At 43.8% G+C, this 17,194-nt stretch carries 21 protein-coding genes and 1 pseudogene; 6 read left to right on the top strand and 16 right to left on the bottom strand.

What is annotated here, in order from left to right:
- Positions 1-2: 2 nt before the first annotated feature.
- From NSQ09_RS12905 to NSQ09_RS12895, 3 genes are all read right to left on the bottom strand, one after another.
- The gene (locus NSQ09_RS12905) at positions 3-2,153 is read right to left on the bottom strand and encodes a glycosyltransferase family 39 protein (RefSeq protein WP_341031619.1); all 2,151 of its coding nucleotides are present in this window, start codon (positions 2,151-2,153) and stop codon (positions 3-5) included.
- 7 nt (positions 2,154-2,160) lie between these two features.
- Positions 2,161-2,307, bottom strand: coding sequence for a hypothetical protein (locus NSQ09_RS12900; RefSeq protein ID WP_122894618.1), 147 nt, complete (start codon positions 2,305-2,307; stop codon positions 2,161-2,163).
- Positions 2,308-2,407: 100 nt separating this feature from the next.
- A complete protein-coding gene (locus NSQ09_RS12895; protein WP_003245086.1) occupies positions 2,408-3,358 on the bottom strand; it encodes a ring-cleaving dioxygenase in 951 nt (316 codons plus the stop codon).
- A 387-nt stretch (positions 3,359-3,745) separates the two neighbouring features.
- On the opposite strand from NSQ09_RS12895, the gene steT reads away from it, so the two are divergent.
- The 6 genes from steT (at position 3,746) to spoIISC (ending at position 8,218) form a co-directional block, all read left to right on the top strand.
- Positions 3,746-5,062 (top strand): serine/threonine exchanger, encoded by a 1,317-nt coding sequence (gene steT, locus NSQ09_RS12890; RefSeq protein WP_341031617.1) that lies wholly within the window; start codon positions 3,746-3,748, stop codon positions 5,060-5,062.
- A 275-nt stretch (positions 5,063-5,337) separates the two neighbouring features.
- Entirely contained in the window at positions 5,338-5,955 is a 618-nt protein-coding gene (locus NSQ09_RS12885; RefSeq protein WP_003218470.1) for a DUF47 domain-containing protein, read from the top strand.
- Between the two features lie 12 nt (positions 5,956-5,967).
- Positions 5,968-6,969, top strand: coding sequence for an inorganic phosphate transporter (locus NSQ09_RS12880; RefSeq protein WP_003232642.1), 1,002 nt, complete (start codon positions 5,968-5,970; stop codon positions 6,967-6,969).
- A 109-nt stretch (positions 6,970-7,078) separates the two neighbouring features.
- Complete coding sequence (gene spoIISA / locus NSQ09_RS12875; protein WP_003244695.1) at positions 7,079-7,825, top strand: toxin-antitoxin-antitoxin system toxin SpoIISA; 747 nt, start codon at positions 7,079-7,081, stop codon at positions 7,823-7,825.
- Entirely contained in the window at positions 7,825-7,995 is a 171-nt protein-coding gene (gene spoIISB, locus NSQ09_RS12870) for a three component toxin-antitoxin-antitoxin system antitoxin SpoIISB (RefSeq protein ID WP_003232646.1), read from the top strand. Before spoIISA ends, spoIISB begins: the two co-directional genes overlap by 1 nt.
- Positions 7,996-8,080: 85 nt before the next feature.
- On the top strand, positions 8,081-8,218 hold the full coding sequence (spoIISC, locus tag NSQ09_RS12865) for a three component toxin-antitoxin-antitoxin system antitoxin SpoIISC (protein WP_003232648.1): 138 nt from the start codon (positions 8,081-8,083) through the stop codon (positions 8,216-8,218).
- A gap of 36 nt (positions 8,219-8,254) precedes the next feature.
- Here spoIISC and NSQ09_RS12860 read toward each other — a convergent pair whose 3' ends face one another.
- The 13 genes and pseudogenes from NSQ09_RS12860 to NSQ09_RS12800 form a co-directional block, all read right to left on the bottom strand.
- Positions 8,255-9,148 (bottom strand): N-acetylmuramoyl-L-alanine amidase, encoded by an 894-nt coding sequence (locus tag NSQ09_RS12860; RefSeq protein ID WP_003245230.1) that lies wholly within the window; start codon positions 9,146-9,148, stop codon positions 8,255-8,257.
- 12 nt (positions 9,149-9,160) lie between these two features.
- A complete protein-coding gene (locus NSQ09_RS12855) occupies positions 9,161-9,424 on the bottom strand; it encodes a phage holin (RefSeq protein ID WP_088325695.1) in 264 nt (87 codons plus the stop codon).
- 12 nt (positions 9,425-9,436) lie between these two features.
- The gene (locus NSQ09_RS12850; RefSeq protein WP_015252265.1) at positions 9,437-9,706 is read right to left on the bottom strand and encodes a hemolysin XhlA family protein; all 270 of its coding nucleotides are present in this window, start codon (positions 9,704-9,706) and stop codon (positions 9,437-9,439) included.
- Positions 9,707-9,758: 52 nt separating this feature from the next.
- Positions 9,759-10,598, bottom strand: coding sequence for a phage-like element PBSX protein XepA (gene xepA / locus NSQ09_RS12845; protein WP_129137606.1), 840 nt, complete (start codon positions 10,596-10,598; stop codon positions 9,759-9,761).
- A gap of 43 nt (positions 10,599-10,641) precedes the next feature.
- Positions 10,642-10,806, bottom strand: a complete 165-nt coding sequence (locus tag NSQ09_RS12840; protein ID WP_014479563.1) for an XkdX family protein — start codon at positions 10,804-10,806, stop codon at positions 10,642-10,644.
- The gene (locus NSQ09_RS12835) at positions 10,803-11,129 is read right to left on the bottom strand and encodes an XkdW family protein (protein ID WP_124059766.1); all 327 of its coding nucleotides are present in this window, start codon (positions 11,127-11,129) and stop codon (positions 10,803-10,805) included. The genes NSQ09_RS12840 and NSQ09_RS12835 overlap by 4 nt, the downstream gene beginning before the upstream one ends.
- A gap of 2,195 nt (positions 11,130-13,324) precedes the next feature.
- Positions 13,325-13,588: pseudogene (locus NSQ09_RS12830) on the bottom strand (terminase); the annotation flags it as partial.
- A gap of 2 nt (positions 13,589-13,590) precedes the next feature.
- Positions 13,591-13,863, bottom strand: coding sequence for a hypothetical protein (locus NSQ09_RS12825; protein ID WP_003232665.1), 273 nt, complete (start codon positions 13,861-13,863; stop codon positions 13,591-13,593).
- On the bottom strand, positions 13,860-14,438 hold the full coding sequence (locus NSQ09_RS12820; protein ID WP_144482535.1) for a YmfQ family protein: 579 nt from the start codon (positions 14,436-14,438) through the stop codon (positions 13,860-13,862). The genes NSQ09_RS12825 and NSQ09_RS12820 overlap by 4 nt, the downstream gene beginning before the upstream one ends.
- A complete protein-coding gene (locus tag NSQ09_RS12815) occupies positions 14,422-15,468 on the bottom strand; it encodes a baseplate J/gp47 family protein (protein WP_341031607.1) in 1,047 nt (348 codons plus the stop codon). Before NSQ09_RS12815 ends, NSQ09_RS12820 begins: the two co-directional genes overlap by 17 nt.
- Positions 15,461-15,886 (bottom strand): DUF2634 domain-containing protein, encoded by a 426-nt coding sequence (locus NSQ09_RS12810; RefSeq protein WP_003232671.1) that lies wholly within the window; start codon positions 15,884-15,886, stop codon positions 15,461-15,463. The genes NSQ09_RS12815 and NSQ09_RS12810 overlap by 8 nt, the downstream gene beginning before the upstream one ends.
- A gap of 56 nt (positions 15,887-15,942) precedes the next feature.
- Positions 15,943-16,209 (bottom strand): DUF2577 family protein, encoded by a 267-nt coding sequence (locus tag NSQ09_RS12805; RefSeq protein ID WP_003244812.1) that lies wholly within the window; start codon positions 16,207-16,209, stop codon positions 15,943-15,945.
- Complete coding sequence (locus NSQ09_RS12800) at positions 16,209-17,186, bottom strand: phage-like element PBSX protein XkdQ (protein ID WP_003245730.1); 978 nt, start codon at positions 17,184-17,186, stop codon at positions 16,209-16,211. Before NSQ09_RS12800 ends, NSQ09_RS12805 begins: the two co-directional genes overlap by 1 nt.
- Between the last annotated feature and the right edge of the window lie 8 nt (positions 17,187-17,194).

Genomic DNA, 17,194 nt, shown 5'->3' with positions numbered 1-17,194 from the left:
TCCTATTTATCAGCATGTAGTTCGTATAATGTTGCTGACTGATTCATTCCGCCAGGTCCGCCCATTTTGCCGTTTTCACCTGAAGCCTTGCTGCTTGATGTATCAGCCGAATCAGTATTTTCTGTTTTTTGATCAGAACTTGATTGCCATTTTTCTGATGCTACTTCTTTTCCATTTTTCTCAACCCATTCAACAATGTCATTGTTTCCGCCTCTTCCCATTCCAGAAGCCAAGAAGTATTTCACTTTTCCTTCTTTTACAAGTTTTTTGAATTGAGTCAGTGTGATCGCCGGGTCAGAACCGCTGTATCCGCCAATAGCCATGACAGCTTTTTTCGTTTTAATGATATATGGTGCCGCTGTGTTCGAATCGGTTGTGGCAAATAGGTATTCAGCTCCGGAGTTATTCTCCTCTAGATATTTGATCAGTTTTTCATTTACAGTCGCATCAGACATTCCCATGCCTTTTCCGCCCATTGATGCGAGCTGAGGGCCTGTTTCAGGCAGTGAGCTGTTGCCTCCGTACAGAAGTGGCGTACTTGCCCAATAAACTGGCATCACCAGCAATGCGAGGAGAGCTGCAAGTGAAACATAATAACTGAACGGTTTTTGGCGCTGTTTAAACAGCAGCAAAGCAATCGCTGACAATGCGCCGATAATACCTACACCGATGCTCCAGCCTGCACCGATTTGATCGTTGTAGTTTCTGAGAATAAACAATTCAAATCCAGTTGTCGCAATAATTGCTCCCGGCAAAAGCCATGCTTTCCAGCCTGTCTGATTGCGGTACAGATGAACAAGAGCGACCCACCCCGCACCGACAAGAGCCGCAATCGGCGGTGCCAGCATGATGAGATAATAATGATGGAAAAATTCTGCGACACTGAAGAATCCGGCAATCGGTACAAGCCACGCAACCCAGAACACCGTTTCCTTCTGCTCTACAGATAATCTTCTTCTTTCTCTTGCGCCAGCGATCAGTAAGCCTGCGATTCCAAATATCGCAAATGGCAGAAGCCAGCTGATTTGATCAGATAACTCTTGTTGGAAAAGCCGCAGTGGACCAGGTGTTCCCGTTCCAAACATCCCTGAACCTGATTGCATTTTCGAACCGGTTCCTGTACCGCCTTTCCCTCCGTCTCCGCCGGGTCCGCCTTGGCCGCCATCTCCGCCGCTTGGAGGGCCTCCTTGACCGCCGCTTGGCATTTGGCCATTGGATGGAGGCGCCGCCATATTGCCATTTGAGGATTTACCATCGCTTGATGAGCTGTTGCTTGATGACTGATTAGGCGGTGCTTGAGTGTTATCAGAAGAAGACATTTCTTTTGAAGCGTCTTTGTTTGGCGCACCCTGGCCGCCGCCTGAATTTTGGCCTGTCAGCCGCTGGATTCCGTTATAGCCGAAAGCCAATTCCAAAACAGAGTTGGTTTGGCTGCTTCCGATATAAGGCCGCTTGCTTGCAGGGATATTGTCAACAATGAGCGGCCACGATAACGAAACGGCTGCTAATACGGCTAACGCACTTACCAATGAAACGATTTTTTTCTTGATTGTGGCGTTTGCCGCAATCAGATAGAACAATAAGAAAGCCGGTAAAATCATGTAAGCCTGCAGCATTTTTGTATTAAAACCTACTCCAACAACGAAAAATGCTGCTAACAGCCAGATCAGCTTTCCTTTTCTGATCGCTTTAAAGAGAAGCCATGTAGCAAGCAATAAGAAAAATACCAGTAATGCATCAACATTGTTTGTACGTGCTACAGCTACAGCTATCGGCGTACATGCCATGATGAAAGAGGCAATTCTTGCTGCTGTCTTACCGAATGTCGGTTTTATTAACAGATACATTAAAAGGACAGAACCTACACCAGCAAGTGCCTGAGGCAGGATGACGCTCCAGCCGTGCATACCGAATATAAGTGCGCTGATGGTTTGTATCTGGAACGTAATGGGCGGTTTATCAACCGTTATAAACCCCGCCGCGTCGAATGAGGCATAGAAAAAATTATGAAAGCTTTGCATCATACTTGTGACTGCAGCGGTGTAATAAGGATTCACCGTATCATCATTCCAGATGTTATAGATATTTAAGAATGCAGATGCGAGCAAAATGAGGATGAGGAAAATATCCAGCTCGCGTTTTTTCTTTTCCACTTATTTTTCACTCCTTTTTGTCTAACTTGGGAATAGTGTAACAAGCAAATATGAATAAACTATTAATAAACAAAGACAATATTTTTGCCGAGGCCATTCCATACCAATCACCCATATTTGCAAAGGGTTTTAAGCCATTTCTCCCAATCAGCATCTGATATTTCCTCCCTAATAAGGCATGCTGTTTAGGTCAAAATTAATTATGGTAATAAAAAAAGCCCTCCGGCGGCGCCGGAAGGCAAATGAATCACAATTTATTGGATCGGTTTCAATTTCGCTTCAATTTCTGCTCTTCGATGCTCTAGATATGGCGGAAGAGCAATCGTTTGGCCAAGCTCATCAAGATTTTCATCTACCATAAAGCCCGGTCCGTCTGTTGATAACTCGAACAAAATGCCGTTCGGTTCTCTGAAATACAGCGCCTTGAAATAGTAGCGCTCAACTATGCCTGAATTGCTAAAGCCTTCGCGGCTGATGATCCGGTGCCACCCGGCAAGTTCTTCTTCATCTCTTACCCGAAATGCAACGTGGTGAACACTTCCTTTGCCTTGACGCTCGCGCGGAAGATCGTTTCTTTCTATTAAATGGATTTCCGTTGCAGCACCGCCTTCTCCTGATTCCAGAATAACGGCGGTTCCTTGCCCTTCGACTGGTTCACGGCTGATTTCTGTAAATCCAAGAATATTCGTCAATACGTGTAAGGTTGGTTCAGCATATGGCACAGTCAGTTCAACCGGCCCTAACCCGCGAAACGAAAATTCTTCCGGAATGCCGCTCTGTTTAACAGGCAGGCCATATCCTTTTCCTTCCTCATCAGCAGTCAGCACAAGTCGCTGCCCCTCATGATCTTGAAATGCCAATATGTCACGTCCGGCTCTTTTGGAGATGCCGCTGTGCGTTACTTGCTGCTCTTCAAAACGTTCTTTCCAGTAATGCAGGGCTTCTGTGCCTGGAACGCGCAATCCAATAGAAGAAATACTGTTTGTTCCCGCATGAAACGGTGCAATGCGGGGAATCTCGAAAAACGTCAGCTCAGTTCCCGGGTTTGCCACTTCATCTCCGTAGAACAGATGGTACATTGTCGGTTCATCCTGATTGACGGATTTTTTCACGAGTTTTAATCCTAATACTTTCTTATAGAAATCCAAGTTTTTTTGTGCGTCGGCCGTTAATGCCGATACGTGGTGAATGCCGTTAACTTTCATATGTGTCCCTCCAGGTTATTTTATCTCGATTTCGAGATATCATATCATAATTGTATATTTATTGTTCTAATAACAAGGTATTTTATTCGCATGAGAAAGTCAACATATCAGCTTCACCGAAGGTTCGTTCATTTTCTGAATTCTCACCTCCCCTCCGTACCGGCTAAAATCCTAATACAGAAAACACGAACTTTGCAAATAAAAATCATGAAGTTTATTCGTTTATAGATTGTTAAAACAGGCGTTTTTACAGTTTTATTTGCTGTACACAAAGCAAATTTCGAAAATCAGAAAATTTATTTTATTTCACTTTTCTAAAATAGGGTTTACAATATGAAAAAATAGATTCTTCAACATGAAGCTTCAACATCATAGGAGGTTAAGGACATGCATACTGAAGACAACGGTTTGAAAAAAGAGATAGGCCTCTTGTTTGCCCTTACTCTTGTCATCGGAACCATTATCGGTTCTGGTGTTTTTATGAAGCCCGGCGCTGTGCTTGCTTATTCAGGTGATTCAAAAATGGCGCTTTTCGCCTGGCTGTTAGGCGGTATTTTAACACTGGCGGGCGGTTTGACAATCGCGGAAATCGGAACGCAGATTCCAAAAACCGGCGGGCTTTATACGTACCTTGAAGAAGTGTACGGCGAGTTTTGGGGATTTTTGTGCGGCTGGGTGCAGATTATCATTTACGGCCCGGCGATTATTGGCGCGCTGGGTTTATATTTTGGATCTTTAATGGCGAATCTTTTCGGCTGGGGATCTGGACTATCAAAAGTCATTGGAATTATAGCAGTTCTCTTTTTATGCGTCATTAATATTATCGGTACAAAATACGGCGGTTTTGTCCAAACGCTGACAACGATCGGAAAACTGATTCCGATTGCCTGCATCATCATCTTTGGCCTTTGGAAAGGCGATCAGCACATCTTCACAGCAGTAAACGAAAGCATTTCTGATATGAACTTCGGGGCGGCTATTTTAGCTACGTTGTTTGCTTATGACGGATGGATTCTCCTTGCCGCTCTCGGCGGAGAAATGAAAAATCCCGAAAAGCTGCTGCCACGCGCTATGACGGGCGGATTATTAATTGTAACGGCGATCTATATTTTCATTAATTTTGCATTGCTTCACATCCTGTCAGCGAACGAAATTGTCACGCTTGGTGAAAATGCGACAAGCACCGCTGCAACCATGCTGTTCGGTTCAATTGGCGGAAAGCTGATCAGTGTAGGGATTATCGTCAGCATCTTTGGGTGCTTAAATGGAAAGGTGCTTTCTTTCCCGCGTGTTTCATTTGCAATGGCGGAACGCAAACAGCTTCCATTTGCTGAAAAACTGTCACATGTACACCCGTCGTTCCGCACACCATGGATTGCGATTTCTTTTCAAATTGCTTTAGCTTTGATTATGATGCTGATCAGCAACCCTAATAAGCTCTCAGAAATCTCCATTTTCATGATCTACATTTTTTATGTGATGGCCTTTTTTGCAGTGTTTATTCTCCGCAAGCGAGCAAAGGGAGAAAAGCGCGCCTACAGTGTTCCGCTTTATCCATTTATGCCAATTCTGGCAATCGCGGGCTCCTTCTTTGTGCTAGGCAGCACACTCATTACAGATACAATGAGCTGCGGATTATCCATCCTCATCGGCCTTGCCGGACTGCCTGTTTATTACGGGATGAAAAAACGAAAAGCAAGCTGATAAAACGGTTCCCTTGTTTAGGGAACCGTTTTTTGGTGAAACAGAAGATAAAAGTTGACAGGAAAAACACAACTTTTGATATACTTTTTACGTTAAGCAGAAAGTTTTTGCAAACTTGGGTCGTTTTTTTAAAGCGAAGTAGGTCAAAATAAGGAGACACGATTTATCAAAAAAGTCAAGATACGTTTTTTTCGACTTTACCTGTTTTTTTTCGACAAAAGGCTATATAATAATTTGATGTGTGCATTGTTCATTCAAACTATGGAGGGTTTTTAATGATAAGAAGAAAAAAAGATAAGTTCTCACTCCTTTTAACAGAAATTGCAAAGAACATAGACGAAACTGCAGAATATTTTGTGAATTTTAAGGTCACTAACCAAACGACTCTTAAAGAATTTGCAGATACGTTAAAGGAATATGAAACAAAAGGTGACAATCATGTTCATGTCATGATTAAAGAGCTTAACAAAGCGTTCATCACTCCTATTGAGCGCGAAGATATCCTTCAGCTGACAAACAGCTTGGATGATGTGCTTGACGGAATCGAACATTTCTCTGCCATGATGGAGATTTTCTCAATTACTTCATCAGACGAGCATATTGATAAATTCAGCGGATATATCAGAGAATGTGCGAAAGAGATTTTGATTACGATCGAGCTGCTGGCAGAAAATCGCTTAAAGGATATTCAGCCTCACGCAATCAAAATTAAAGAGTATGAGCACAGTTGTGACAACTTGCACAGAAAATCATTAAAGAATCTTTTCGGAAATGAAACAGATCCAATCAAAGTCATTCAATATCGTGAAATATACGAAACGCTTGAAGAAATCGCCGACTCTTGTCAAAGTGTTGCCAATAATCTTGAAACCATCATTATGAAAAACGCGTAACGAGGGGTAAAAATGGATATTCTATTAATATTAACGATACTAATAGTCATTTGTGCTCTGGCGTTTGATTTCATCAACGGGTTTCATGATACGGCAAACGCAATTGCGACTTCGGTATCAACAAAAGCGTTAAAACCACGCCATGCCATTATATTGGCTGCTGTGATGAACTTTGTCGGAGCAATGACGTTTACAGGTGTTGCCAAAACCATTACGAAAGACATCGTAGATCCTTATACGCTGGAAAATGGCTCTGTTGTCATTTTGGCTGCGCTACTCGCTGCAATTGCCTGGAACCTTATCACATGGTACTACGGTATCCCAAGCAGCTCATCCCATGCCATCATCGGCGCTATTGCCGGTGCAGCCATTGCGGCAGCCGGATTTGCAGCGTTAAACTATAAGGGCTTCATTAAAATCATTGAAGCACTGATTCTATCACCAATTATTGCCTTTGTCCTTGGTTTTATTCTTTATAGCATCGTTAAGCTGATTTTCAAAGACAGCAACTTGGCGAAAACGAATAAGCAATTCCGCAGAGTGCAGATTGTAACAGCTGCCCTGCAATCGTATACACACGGAACAAACGATGCGCAAAAAGCAATGGGAATTATCACAATGGCTCTCATCACAGCGAATTTACATACTTCTGCTAATGATATTCCTACCTGGGTGCAATTCGCCTGCGCGACAGCCATGGGTCTCGGAACATCAATCGGCGGCTGGAAAATCATCAAAACCGTTGGCGGAAAGATCATGAAAATCCGTCCGGTAAACGGTGTTTCCGCTGACTTAACCGGAGCAGCCATTATTTTCGGCGCCACGTTTATTCATTTGCCGGTCAGTACAACCCACGTCATTTCTTCATCAATTCTTGGCGTCGGTGCGTCCCACCGCGTAAAAGGCGTAAACTGGGGTACGGCCAAGCGAATGCTCATTACATGGGTCATCACGCTTCCGATTTCAGCGACACTTGGTGCCATCGCCTACTTTATTTTAAATATGATATTTTAATGTCACACCGCTTCTGTCAAAGGAGCGGTTTTTTTGATGGAACAGGAAAACCATCCGGATCTCTCGAATACAATAAGCAGAACCTATTTCAGATGTGAGGGATTCGAATATGGTTTTATTCTTTCAGATCATGGTCTGGTGCATCGTGGCCGGACTGGGGTTATACGTGTATGCCACGTGGCGTTTCGAAGCGAAGGTCAAAGAAAAAATGTCCGCCATTCGGAAAACTTGGTATTTGCTGTTTGTTCTGGGCGCTATGGTATACTGGACATATGAGCCCACTTCCCTATTTACCCACTGGGAACGGTATCTCATTGTCGCAGTCAGTTTTGCTTTGATTGATGCTTTTATCTTCTTAAGTGCATATGTCAAAAAACTGGCCGGCAGCGAGCTTGAAACAGACACAAGAGAAATTCTTGAAGAAAACAACGAAATGCTCCACATGTATCTCAATCGGCTGAAAACATACCAATACCTATTGAAAAACGAACCGATCCATGTTTATTATGGAAGTATAGATGCTTATGCTGAAGGTATTGATAAGCTGCTGAAAACCTATGCTGATAAAATGAACTTAACGGCTTCTCTTTGCCACTATTCGACACAGGCTGATAAAGACCGGTTAACCGAGCATATGGATGATCCGGCAGATGTACAAACACGGCTCGATCGAAAGGATGTTTATTACGACCAATACGGAAAAGTGGTTCTCATCCCTTTTACCATCGAGACACAGAACTATGTCATCAAGCTGACGTCTGACAGCATTGTCACGGAATTTGATTATTTGCTATTTACGTCATTAACGAGCATATATGATTTGGTGCTGCCAATTGAGGAGGAAGGTGAAGGATAATGGAACGTGCGTTTCAAAACAGATGCGAGCCCAGAGCGGCGAAGCCGTTTAAAATCCTGAAAAAACGTTCAACCACCAGTGTCGCAAGCTATCAAGTCAGTCCGCATACAGCAAGAATCTTCAAAGAAAACGAACGGCTGATTGACGAGTATAAACGAAAAAAAGCATGATCACACTAAAAGGACAAGGGAAAACAGCTCTTGTCCTTATTCCTTTTCTTAAAGGGTGACATATAATAAATACAAACAGAGGATAATGTCAGGTGATACAGTGAAAAAATTGGTGAGGCGTGTGAAGTTTGTTGATTACGGAAGGTTTGGGCTTTCCGGGTACTCGCTTCGGGTGAGGGAGCGCAGTGCTGGAATTATAAAAAAGTTGAAGAAGAAAAAATAAATCCCGGAGCGGCTCCGGGATTTTTATGGTCTTTGATCAGCTTAATTGCGCTGCGATCTTCTCTTTCGTCGCAGGCCCGTAGATACCGTCAGCAGTTAGACCGTTAACAGACTGAAAACGGGCAACTGCGTCAGCTGTTTTCGGTCCGTAAACGCCGTCAATTCCGTTGTTAACAGCGCCTTTATCAGGGTAAAAATACAGAGCCGCAAGTGCTCGTTGCACCTGAAAGACGTGTTCTCCTGATGTATAAGGTGTTGTCAATTGAATGATACCATCAGGGAGCGGATAGAGCTCGGGTTTTTCAGCAGCCGATGGAGCACTTACAATTAATACTTGACCAACGCGAATAAGATTCGGGTCTTCGATATTGTTCCACTCTTGCAGCTGAGCAACCGTAACACCAAATGCTCTCGCTATAGATGTAAGTGTGTCGCCCTGTTTCACGACGTAAGTTTGGCTGCCGCCTCCCCCAATTCCTGCTTTGAACGAATCCCACGTATCTAACAATTTTCGCGGACATTCCTTCCCTGACCAATACTTATGAGGGACGACATTGGCGAGACTGATATTATGTTCAGCCATTAATGTTTTGATGAGCCACTGGGCATTTGCTGTTGCTTTTGCAAAATCGCCATCGGCATTTTCGCAAATTTCAATTCCAATAGAAGCCCGGTTGCCGCTGCCATTTCCGTCTCCCGCATGCCAGCCGTTTTCATTTAAAGGCAGATGCTGATAAATTTCTGTATCATCAACTGTAAAATGCCAGCTTGTCGTCGTATCAGGATTTTTCAAATAGCGGGCATGCGCTGCAGCATCTGCTCCTACTGCGGTATTCGCTGTATTGTGCACCGTAATGTAAAGCGGCGTCATTGCGTAGCCTGGACGGTTATTTGCGCCAACCGGAATAAAGTCTTGAATAATGTTAACCATTTTCATCTCTCCTTATTTCGTCAGATTATTGTCCCTTAACAAGTCGCGCTGTTTTTTCCCTTTTTCTGTTACATAGTTGTTTTTAAACCAAGCGGCAAGTGTCGTTCCAATTGTAAATGTGATGGAACCGGCTGAATAAAGAGCGTCAGCGAGCTGATTGACCTGCTCCTCCTGAATGTCCAATGGTGATTTGCCGAGCATCAGCATGGTCTGGTTGATTAAAGCAATTAAAAGAAGCACCGTCCTGATGACCGTGCCCTTGTCAAACGTGTTCATGAAAATCCCCCTTTAATGCTGCAGCAGGCTGTACATAATGGCGATGGCTCCGCCAATGATGCCTGTAGACACTGCCGTAATGATGGCACCTGTGATGGTGCGTTTAATCCACGTGGTGTTTTCTTCAATTTTGTTTAATTTTTCGTTCAGCGTCATGATTTGCTGGTCTTGCCGGTCAGACACGCGTTCTAATGCGGAAACCCTCTGCTCAAGTGCTTTGTGCTCGCCTTTTATGTCTGCTAAGTCCTGCTGAAACACATTCACATCTGCCTCTTGCTGCATTATTCACTCCTCCTTCACATGCAGATCACCTCCCTTCCGAGGGCCGAGACTGTTATGAAACCGCGGTCCCTTTTACCGAAAGAGTACCGCCGGTGATACTGATAATCTCCATGATGATCTCCTTAAACCCTTTAATATCAAAGGCCCATGCCTCAGCTTTTCCTAATGTACTGGAGGCAGTGGTAACATCATCAGTTTTCACGCCTCTGATCGGCAGTTTCTGTCCTGACACCGATTTGCCCCAAAATTTGACTTCGCTCATTTCTGCTGTGCCGTAGACTTCAACGAGTAAATGCGCGGCACCGTCAACAGGTAAAGCAGCCCCCTCGCCGGCGGACTCTGCATTTTCATGAAAGACAAAGTCAAATGTTTTGCGAGCCTCGACTTTCAGCCGTCCATCGTGTGTTTGATTCTCCGCAAAGTCAATCTGTAAAGGCATTTTTCCATTGACACGCACATCCATCTCACCCGCACCGACTGATTGGTATAATACAAACTCAGATTGCTGAAGATTCCCGTTCACATAGCGGAAACGGTAATAGCGTTTAGAAAGATATACCCAGTCCGTCGCTGTCAGGACACCTGCTGCGACATTAACTGCTGCTGTCGTTGTCCAAACATTGTTATTGTCACTTTCTTCTATAAAGAGCGTACCTTCACGATCTGCATACGCCCAGCCCTTCACTTTCGAAATCAGAACTGCGCCAAGCCTGTCCTGCCCGAGCTGACTGTATGCCTCAGTAGCCTTTAAAGCAGCATTTGTTAAAATCTCCGCTACGCCTGACAAATTCGAAACAGGTGTCACAAAATCATTTTTCCCTCCTCGATAGGGCTTTACAGCGCCGGCTTTTCCAGCCTTATCGAGAGGAAATTCATATTGATACTTCACCATCTTCATCCTCCTTTGATCTAAAAACAGGCAAAATAAAAAAGCCTTACATGGCTTTACCGGTAATTTCTTTATACTGGTCAGCTGTGATCAGCTTTTTGTTCACACCCTCTGCCAGATCCTCAATTGAACAGTCTTTATATGCTAATGCTTGTTTTACCATATCTGCTGTCGCCCACTCATAATAAAGGGCTAGCACCCAATAATTCATTCGGCAAGATCTCCTTTCAAGGAAAGTAATGATAGCTTTATATCCGCCAGCTCGCTTCCCAAAGTTTTGTTCAGCTCTTCAAGCTGCTTGCGTGCCAGCTTTTCTTGTGACAATTCTTGAGCGAGAAGCTCCACCTGATCAGGCGGCTCGTACGGCGGGTTTTTTTGCAGCTCTTCCCACCAGGTTTCGAGTTCTTTTTGTGTTGGGATTGGGGCGCGCAGGTTCCATTCAGCTATATAAGACCCTTCCCCATCATTCTGAACGATAAAATCTTTTGTTGGATCTGCATTGGGGTATTTATACATGATTGCTTCTGCGATCATCGTTTTTCCTCCTATACTTATACTGTAGGATAGTTAAGCCCTCCAAGTTCTTGAATGTCTATATAGTTGTATGCCTCGTTATAATCGGATACACCTCTTCTATCATCACCGCTATAATTGCAATAGCAATAGATTTCTATATAATCACCTTTGTTCATAGGAACGGTTACAGTACCATTTAAGTCAAGGTTCATTTCACTTTCCTTATCATTAAAGTCCCCCCTCAAATGGTCAATTGGTTTATACAATGATCCATTTAGATAGAGTTTCAGATGAAAATTGATGTAAGCCGGTGTATTTATCATATACAGCCCCACTCCTACTAAAAACATTCCATCATTAGGAGCAACGAATCTACTATTTTTTGTATCAAATGCATTGTGACTATCTTTTCTTTTGCGGTTAAATTGAATTTTTGTGTGGGCTTTTTTATCCAAATACTGTATGCCTGTAGTTCCTATATTTGCATGAGCAAATCCAGAAATTTTATGCCAAGCTGTCCAGCCTGACCCACTCCACCAATGCCTTATCCATGTACCAGTACTATCAATGTAACTGCCAGATTCATTTCCAGTGCCATAAAAATATTGAACAAATCTAAAATCACTGTGTTTCTCATTTTTCACGAAGCCGTAACGAAGCGGGTAACCGGTATTATTTCCTTGACCAATATCTATTAAAGTTAATCCCTGAGGATACTCATCCCCTCCAGTTCTAGCATCTGTTATTGCATCAGAGCCTGAAAGTTTGGTTAATTTTTGATTTGTATAATTTGTATCTACATAGGTTTTAGCATCAGCTAAAGCTTTGTCTGCTTTTGCCTGTGCTCCTTGTGAATTTTCAATCTCCATCCACGGAGTCCATTCTTCTGAATCTTGCTTTTTATTTCGGATAAATTTTCTTCTATTGTCTGGAATAGAAGCTGTTTCTCCCGAATAAGTAGTAAATTCTTGATACGGATAGGTACCAACATTATATACAAGCAAATACCCATTTCTATTAATAGGAGCATTTAATTCAGTCGTAGAAGAATAAATATAATAAAATCCTGTTTTAATTATATTATTTAAATCTTCATTGTAGAATTTTCCCAACGTTCCATCATCTTGAGTCAATTTGAAAATCTGACTGTTATTCCACTTAGTTTTATCGTTCTGCGTGACATGGATTTCCGTGTTATTAGCATGACTGTCCGTATAAAGCTTTGCTGTATTTAAAACAGTTTCTAGTTCATCTGATGAAGGGATCGTAATAAACTCAGTCCAGCCTGTGCTATCATACCAGTGACGAATAAATATTTTCTTTTGACCTGCGTTTCCGGCATAAAAGAAAAACTGTGCAAATCGATATATGCTCGATTTTATATTCAGCACTTCACCAAATTCATAGGGATAACCTGTAGACCCTTGGAGAATACTGACGGTGGTAATACCGATTGGATAATTGTTACCTGAATATGCTGCATCTTGATACAGTGACTCATCAGCAATTTTATTGATATTTTCACTTTTTAATTCTTCTGAAGTAATCAGCCGCTTCCATCCTCTGAACTCACCGTCAGTATGAACCATTCCGATCCACATGGTCACTTCATAGCTTTGGTAAGCAACAATTGTTTTTCTGCTGCTCTCCCCCTCTATGACATCATAGTTATACCAAGCATTATCTCCTTCAACTGGGTTGTTTACTATATTTTTACCTAATGCATAATAAAAACCGGTTGATAATGATAGAATATCTGTCCCATCAGGTACCCTATTTCTTCTACCATTATCTTTGGTCAATTTTTTGAGTTGAGCACCATTCCATTTCACACGTTCATCATTAGTGATATGAATGTTGCTATTACCAATATGTTTGTCTATATAATTTTTAGCATTTTCCTCAGCCTGTTCAGACTTACTCTTAGATCCTGCTTCTGTCTCGAATGATACCCATTCGGACCACACTCCGCTCGTTAATGTTTTTCTCCAAATTCCCCCATCATTTGTCATAGCAATCGCTTCCCCGTCGTTTTCGGAAAAGTATAAATAAATGCCTTTCGTTGATTGTGGAGGTGTATTCACTCCTGTATTTTCTGTGTGAAAAGTAAATGACTTCCTTTGCTCAGCAGCTGCTTTGTTAAAATCTTGTCCATTGTCTATGTTGATAAAGACTGAGCCATCATCTTTTGTAATCTTCGATAACTGACCCCCATTCCATTTCTCTCGCTCTTCCTCTGTAACATGCCGCACCTGATCTTGCTCATGCTTGTCAAAATCCTTCTTCGCCGCCTGCTGCACATTATCCACATTCCCCAGCCCGATTTGCGCCTTTGTTGTGTTGTGGGGGTTGTTCATGTCGTTTTTGTGGGCAGCCAGGTCGGTGTGGGCGTCTTTTATTCCTTTTTCCCAGCGGTTGACGTCATCTTCGTTGATGGGGTCGTCCGGAAGCCAGTCTGTTTTTTCTTCGTATGCCATGTTTACACCACCTCAAAAGTAAATCTGAAATCGAGTGTTCTGTTTTCGCTGACGTCCAGGTCAGTCTTTCTCTCTGTGATCACATTGCCCAGCTCGTCAAAAATTTGTACCGTTTCGATATGCTTGATGTCTTCCTCACGTTTTGTCAGAACGGTGACGGTCGCACCGTCAATGGCGAGCTCTACTATTTCTGTTTTTTGGCCGTTGAGCAGCACGTGATCGATTCTGCTTTTTAGATCAGCCGCTGTGCGTTCTCTGTATATGGTTGAAATCAAGTTAAAACCACCTCATTGTTGTTAAGAGTGACAGAATAACCGACCTTGAGTTCACTGGCCGTTCGGTATCTGCGATGATTCAGGATGACTGTGTCTTTGATTTGCAGCGTCTCGTTCAATCCGCCTCTGAGCGTATACGCCAAATGAGCGGGCTTCATGTTTTCTATCGCTTCGATCAGCTCACTCATGTGCTGGAGGTCATCAACATTGATATCGACGTTAAATCGGTATTCGCCGGGAAGCAGGCGGACCTGTGCAGACGGGTTTTTCAAGAAACGGTTTACCGCCTGCTCAATGGCCCTGTATGTGATTGGCGGGATGTTCGACATTTTGGAAATGAGCCGCAATCGTCTGATCTCATCTGTGTCGCCTGATTCACGCGGTACGTTTAAAATCTTTTCCCAGCGGCTGAGCCCCCATGTCGCCGTCGGTACGAATAACTGATCCGTCAGATCAAATATGCTGTTATTCTGTTTATCAAACTCAGGCGCTTCCGCTTTCAGCAGCTCGGCCATTTCTTTAAGGCTGGTGAGAAACGGCGGCAGATAAGCTGTCATGTCATCTTGTTTGCTCAATAATCTTCACCTGCCCAAGCTTAGGAATTTCCACGTTGCTCAGCACCAGATTTTCAGACGTGCCGTTGATTTGAATATTGGAGTAGTCACTGACTGATGGTGAATTATAGACGATATTGTTAATTTGAGAAAGGCGGATGACGTTATCTTCAAACGCCATTTTCTTAAAGAGATTTAAAACGCCTTCCTCAATTTCTGACTTCACTTCATCAATTGAGTGATTGATCTCAGGCAGCACTTCGGCAGAAATCTCAACTTCTTTCCAGACCGCGCTTTCCACTGTGACAACGGCTCCGATTGGTGCCTGTCCCTCTCCCTGTCCTGGTTCAGGGTCGATATAATCTTTCACTTTTTGAATTAAAACTTGAGAAGCGGGCTCAAGATTCGCATTGGTGACGACAATTTTGACCGTGCCTTCCCCGTTCCAAAGCGGGAAGATCTTTGCCTTTCCCACACCGTCCACTTCCTCAGCCCACTCTTTATAATGCATTTTATTGGCACTGACGGCCTCACGCCGAACCCTTGTAAAATACCGTTCTCGCAAGCTGTCATCTCCCTCTTCCTCGCGTCCCGGAATCAGGATTTCTTGGACTATGGCCGTTTCTAAACCGGGAATGGTATCCAATGACAGTAAATTGCGTCCGGTCAGATTGGCGTTTCCCGCTTCACCAGGTGTTTCACAGATGAGCGTCCCGTCTGCCGTATATTGAAAATAAAGATTATCCACGTAAAAGCGGGAGCCGACAGGAATAGTAACTCCAGATGTAAACTCTCCCGCTCTGACCGCCTTTGTCGCGGCTGTCCGTTCAATTCCCGCTTCCGCTGCACGCCTGTCTAAAAATTCGCCTTGTGCGGTATCAGAAAAAACGAGCTCAAGCACAGTATCCAGCCATATATAAGACTTCGCAAGCTCGGCCGCCGCCGGGGCTAACGCATTATAAATGACGCTGCCTTCTCTTGTGTCAATATCTGCGGAAATGCTGTTCAGCATACGCTCCATAATCGCTTCAAAAGTCTGATCTTCAAACATCTTCGCCAATCACCTCCTCAATCTCAAGCGTTCCTTCATCCGTCTCCACCACGAAGGACACATGAAACGCGTCGCCTTGTTTTTCAATCTCAAAATCTGTTACAGCCGATATCCGGTCATCATAAACCAGCGCCTCTTCTATCAGTCTCGGAATCTCCATCTTTTTATACGCATCAGTCGTCTCATGATCTGTCAGCACGTCCTGAAGCTCGTTTCCGACATTATGGCTGTATATGGAATATGCATAGCGTTCTGTCTGTAAGGCGATATACACGAACTGCCTGATCGCTTCAAGCCCGGTAATCAGCTCATTCGTAATTCTTCCGTTTTCAAAATCTATTTTGTACGTTTGCGAGGTTTCAATGACTTCGCTCTCAACTTCAATATCTTCAAACTCCACTTCTGGTGTCAGGGCCATGTTGCCCACTCCTTTTACATGCTAAATAAAAACCCCTTCGTACTGAAGCGGTTTGTCTATACCTTATCTAAAATAAAAAACGATTGCCCGCCAGTCAGAGCCGCGGTCATGAGGCGATCCCCCGGCTCGAGTGCATCGTCTCCTCCGGACTGCATTCGTTTTGGGATAATGATGGCGTCTTCCGGTATGATCAGTTTGCTGTTTTCTTTTAATTTGATTTCCACAGGAGAAACCGAAACGACTTCAGCCGGGAGCAGTTCTACCGGAGACTCAGCGTCAACTGCGCCGACTGCCAAATGTTTTATAGCCTCACTTAATCTCATCAGGAAACTCCTTCCGGCATCGTATTCTTTTCGACAACATCGATCGTCATCGTATGTTTCGTTCCTTTAAATTCATGCCGGTCCGTATCTACCCAATAGGTTTTCTTGATGCCGGCCTCCGGAATCGAAATATAGACAGGCAAGCCGCTCTGCACTTCCGGGATGCCCACTGCCTGAATATTTTTCAGTTCTTTTTTCACGCCCTTTTTTTCAGCAAGGCGTACATCTGCCCGCTGCTGAAGCTGTGCCTGGTTGATGTCATCTGTGACCGTTTCCGTATATTGAAGCACACCGTATTTATTTAAGCCTGAACTGTCCTTGGCAGAGGCTTTATATGTCTTATTGTCCTTCTGCCGGCGAAGCACCACCCGAGTAGCAGTGTCGTTTATAGAAGTGCTGTATTGGTAGCCCGTGATATTGACGCCCGTTTCAAGCACCCATACCTCTGACGGATCTGGCCAAGCGCGCAGGCCGAGCTTTCCTTTTTCCGAATACAGCTGGTAATGTCGTCCTGTCTGGCTTTTCGTCTGTTTCAGCGCTTTTAATATGATGTCATACAATGTCGTATCATTTTTAATGACAAGACTTTTGATCGTATGGCCTGTGTTTGCGATCGAGGTTGTCGGTATCTGGAAGTCACTCGCAATCCTTCTGATGATCTGGTCGGCCCGCTGATTGGAAAACACGTACATATCCTGGTTTTTGACCAGGTACTGCAGCATGTCATAAGCGCTGAAGGCAAGCGTATGCTCGTCCGGGGTTCTTGCAAAAACAATGCCCCGAAACAGCTCTTTTCCCTTCCATTTAAACAAGACCGTATCTCCTTCTGAGACACTGTAATACGTCTGGTCGCCCTGCTTGGTGACGATGGTTGCTTCAATGGAACGCGGCGCCTGATAACGATGGCCTTCAAGCGATACGCTTTCTGCAACCAGCTCAAGCCACTCTGTGTCTTTAATGACGAACAGTTCTATCATCATACATC

It is taken from the genome of Bacillus sp. FSL W8-1202 (assembly GCF_038006165.1).
GTDB lineage: Bacteria > Bacillota > Bacilli > Bacillales > Bacillaceae > Bacillus > Bacillus subtilis.
The sequence above is the reverse complement of the archived record's forward strand: the minus strand, read 5'-3'. Positions and strand labels throughout refer to the sequence as shown.

What these genes read in the sequence shown, in the direction of transcription:
- spoIISB (WP_003232646.1), top strand. Translation starts at nt 7,825, where the DNA reads ATGGAACGTGCGTTTCAAAACAGATGCGAGCCCAGAGCGGCGAAGCCG.
- NSQ09_RS12835 (WP_124059766.1), bottom strand. Translation starts at nt 11,129, where the DNA reads ATGATCGCAGAAGCAATCATGTATAAATACCCCAATGCAGATCCAACA.
- spoIISC (WP_003232648.1), top strand. Translation starts at nt 8,081, where the DNA reads ATGTCAGGTGATACAGTGAAAAAATTGGTGAGGCGTGTGAAGTTTGTT.
- NSQ09_RS12800 (WP_003245730.1), bottom strand. Translation starts at nt 17,186, where the DNA reads ATGATAGAACTGTTCGTCATTAAAGACACAGAGTGGCTTGAGCTGGTT.
- xepA (WP_129137606.1), bottom strand. Translation starts at nt 10,598, where the DNA reads ATGGTGAAGTATCAATATGAATTTCCTCTCGATAAGGCTGGAAAAGCC.
- NSQ09_RS12815 (WP_341031607.1), bottom strand. Translation starts at nt 15,468, where the DNA reads ATGTTTGAAGATCAGACTTTTGAAGCGATTATGGAGCGTATGCTGAAC.
- NSQ09_RS12880 (WP_003232642.1), top strand. Translation starts at nt 5,968, where the DNA reads ATGGATATTCTATTAATATTAACGATACTAATAGTCATTTGTGCTCTG.
- NSQ09_RS12810 (WP_003232671.1), bottom strand. Translation starts at nt 15,886, where the DNA reads ATGGCCCTGACACCAGAAGTGGAGTTTGAAGATATTGAAGTTGAGAGC.
- NSQ09_RS12860 (WP_003245230.1), bottom strand. Translation starts at nt 9,148, where the DNA reads ATGGTTAACATTATTCAAGACTTTATTCCGGTTGGCGCAAATAACCGT.
- NSQ09_RS12840 (WP_014479563.1), bottom strand. Translation starts at nt 10,806, where the DNA reads ATGAATTATTGGGTGCTAGCCCTTTATTATGAGTGGGCGACAGCAGAT.
- steT (WP_341031617.1), top strand. Translation starts at nt 3,746, where the DNA reads ATGCATACTGAAGACAACGGTTTGAAAAAAGAGATAGGCCTCTTGTTT.
- NSQ09_RS12855 (WP_088325695.1), bottom strand. Translation starts at nt 9,424, where the DNA reads ATGAACACGTTTGACAAGGGCACGGTCATCAGGACGGTGCTTCTTTTA.
- spoIISA (WP_003244695.1), top strand. Translation starts at nt 7,079, where the DNA reads ATGGTTTTATTCTTTCAGATCATGGTCTGGTGCATCGTGGCCGGACTG.
- NSQ09_RS12805 (WP_003244812.1), bottom strand. Translation starts at nt 16,209, where the DNA reads ATGAGATTAAGTGAGGCTATAAAACATTTGGCAGTCGGCGCAGTTGAC.
- NSQ09_RS12885 (WP_003218470.1), top strand. Translation starts at nt 5,338, where the DNA reads ATGATAAGAAGAAAAAAAGATAAGTTCTCACTCCTTTTAACAGAAATT.
- NSQ09_RS12850 (WP_015252265.1), bottom strand. Translation starts at nt 9,706, where the DNA reads ATGCAGCAAGAGGCAGATGTGAATGTGTTTCAGCAGGACTTAGCAGAC.
- NSQ09_RS12895 (WP_003245086.1), bottom strand. Translation starts at nt 3,358, where the DNA reads ATGAAAGTTAACGGCATTCACCACGTATCGGCATTAACGGCCGACGCA.
- NSQ09_RS12900 (WP_122894618.1), bottom strand. Translation starts at nt 2,307, where the DNA reads ATGCTGATTGGGAGAAATGGCTTAAAACCCTTTGCAAATATGGGTGAT.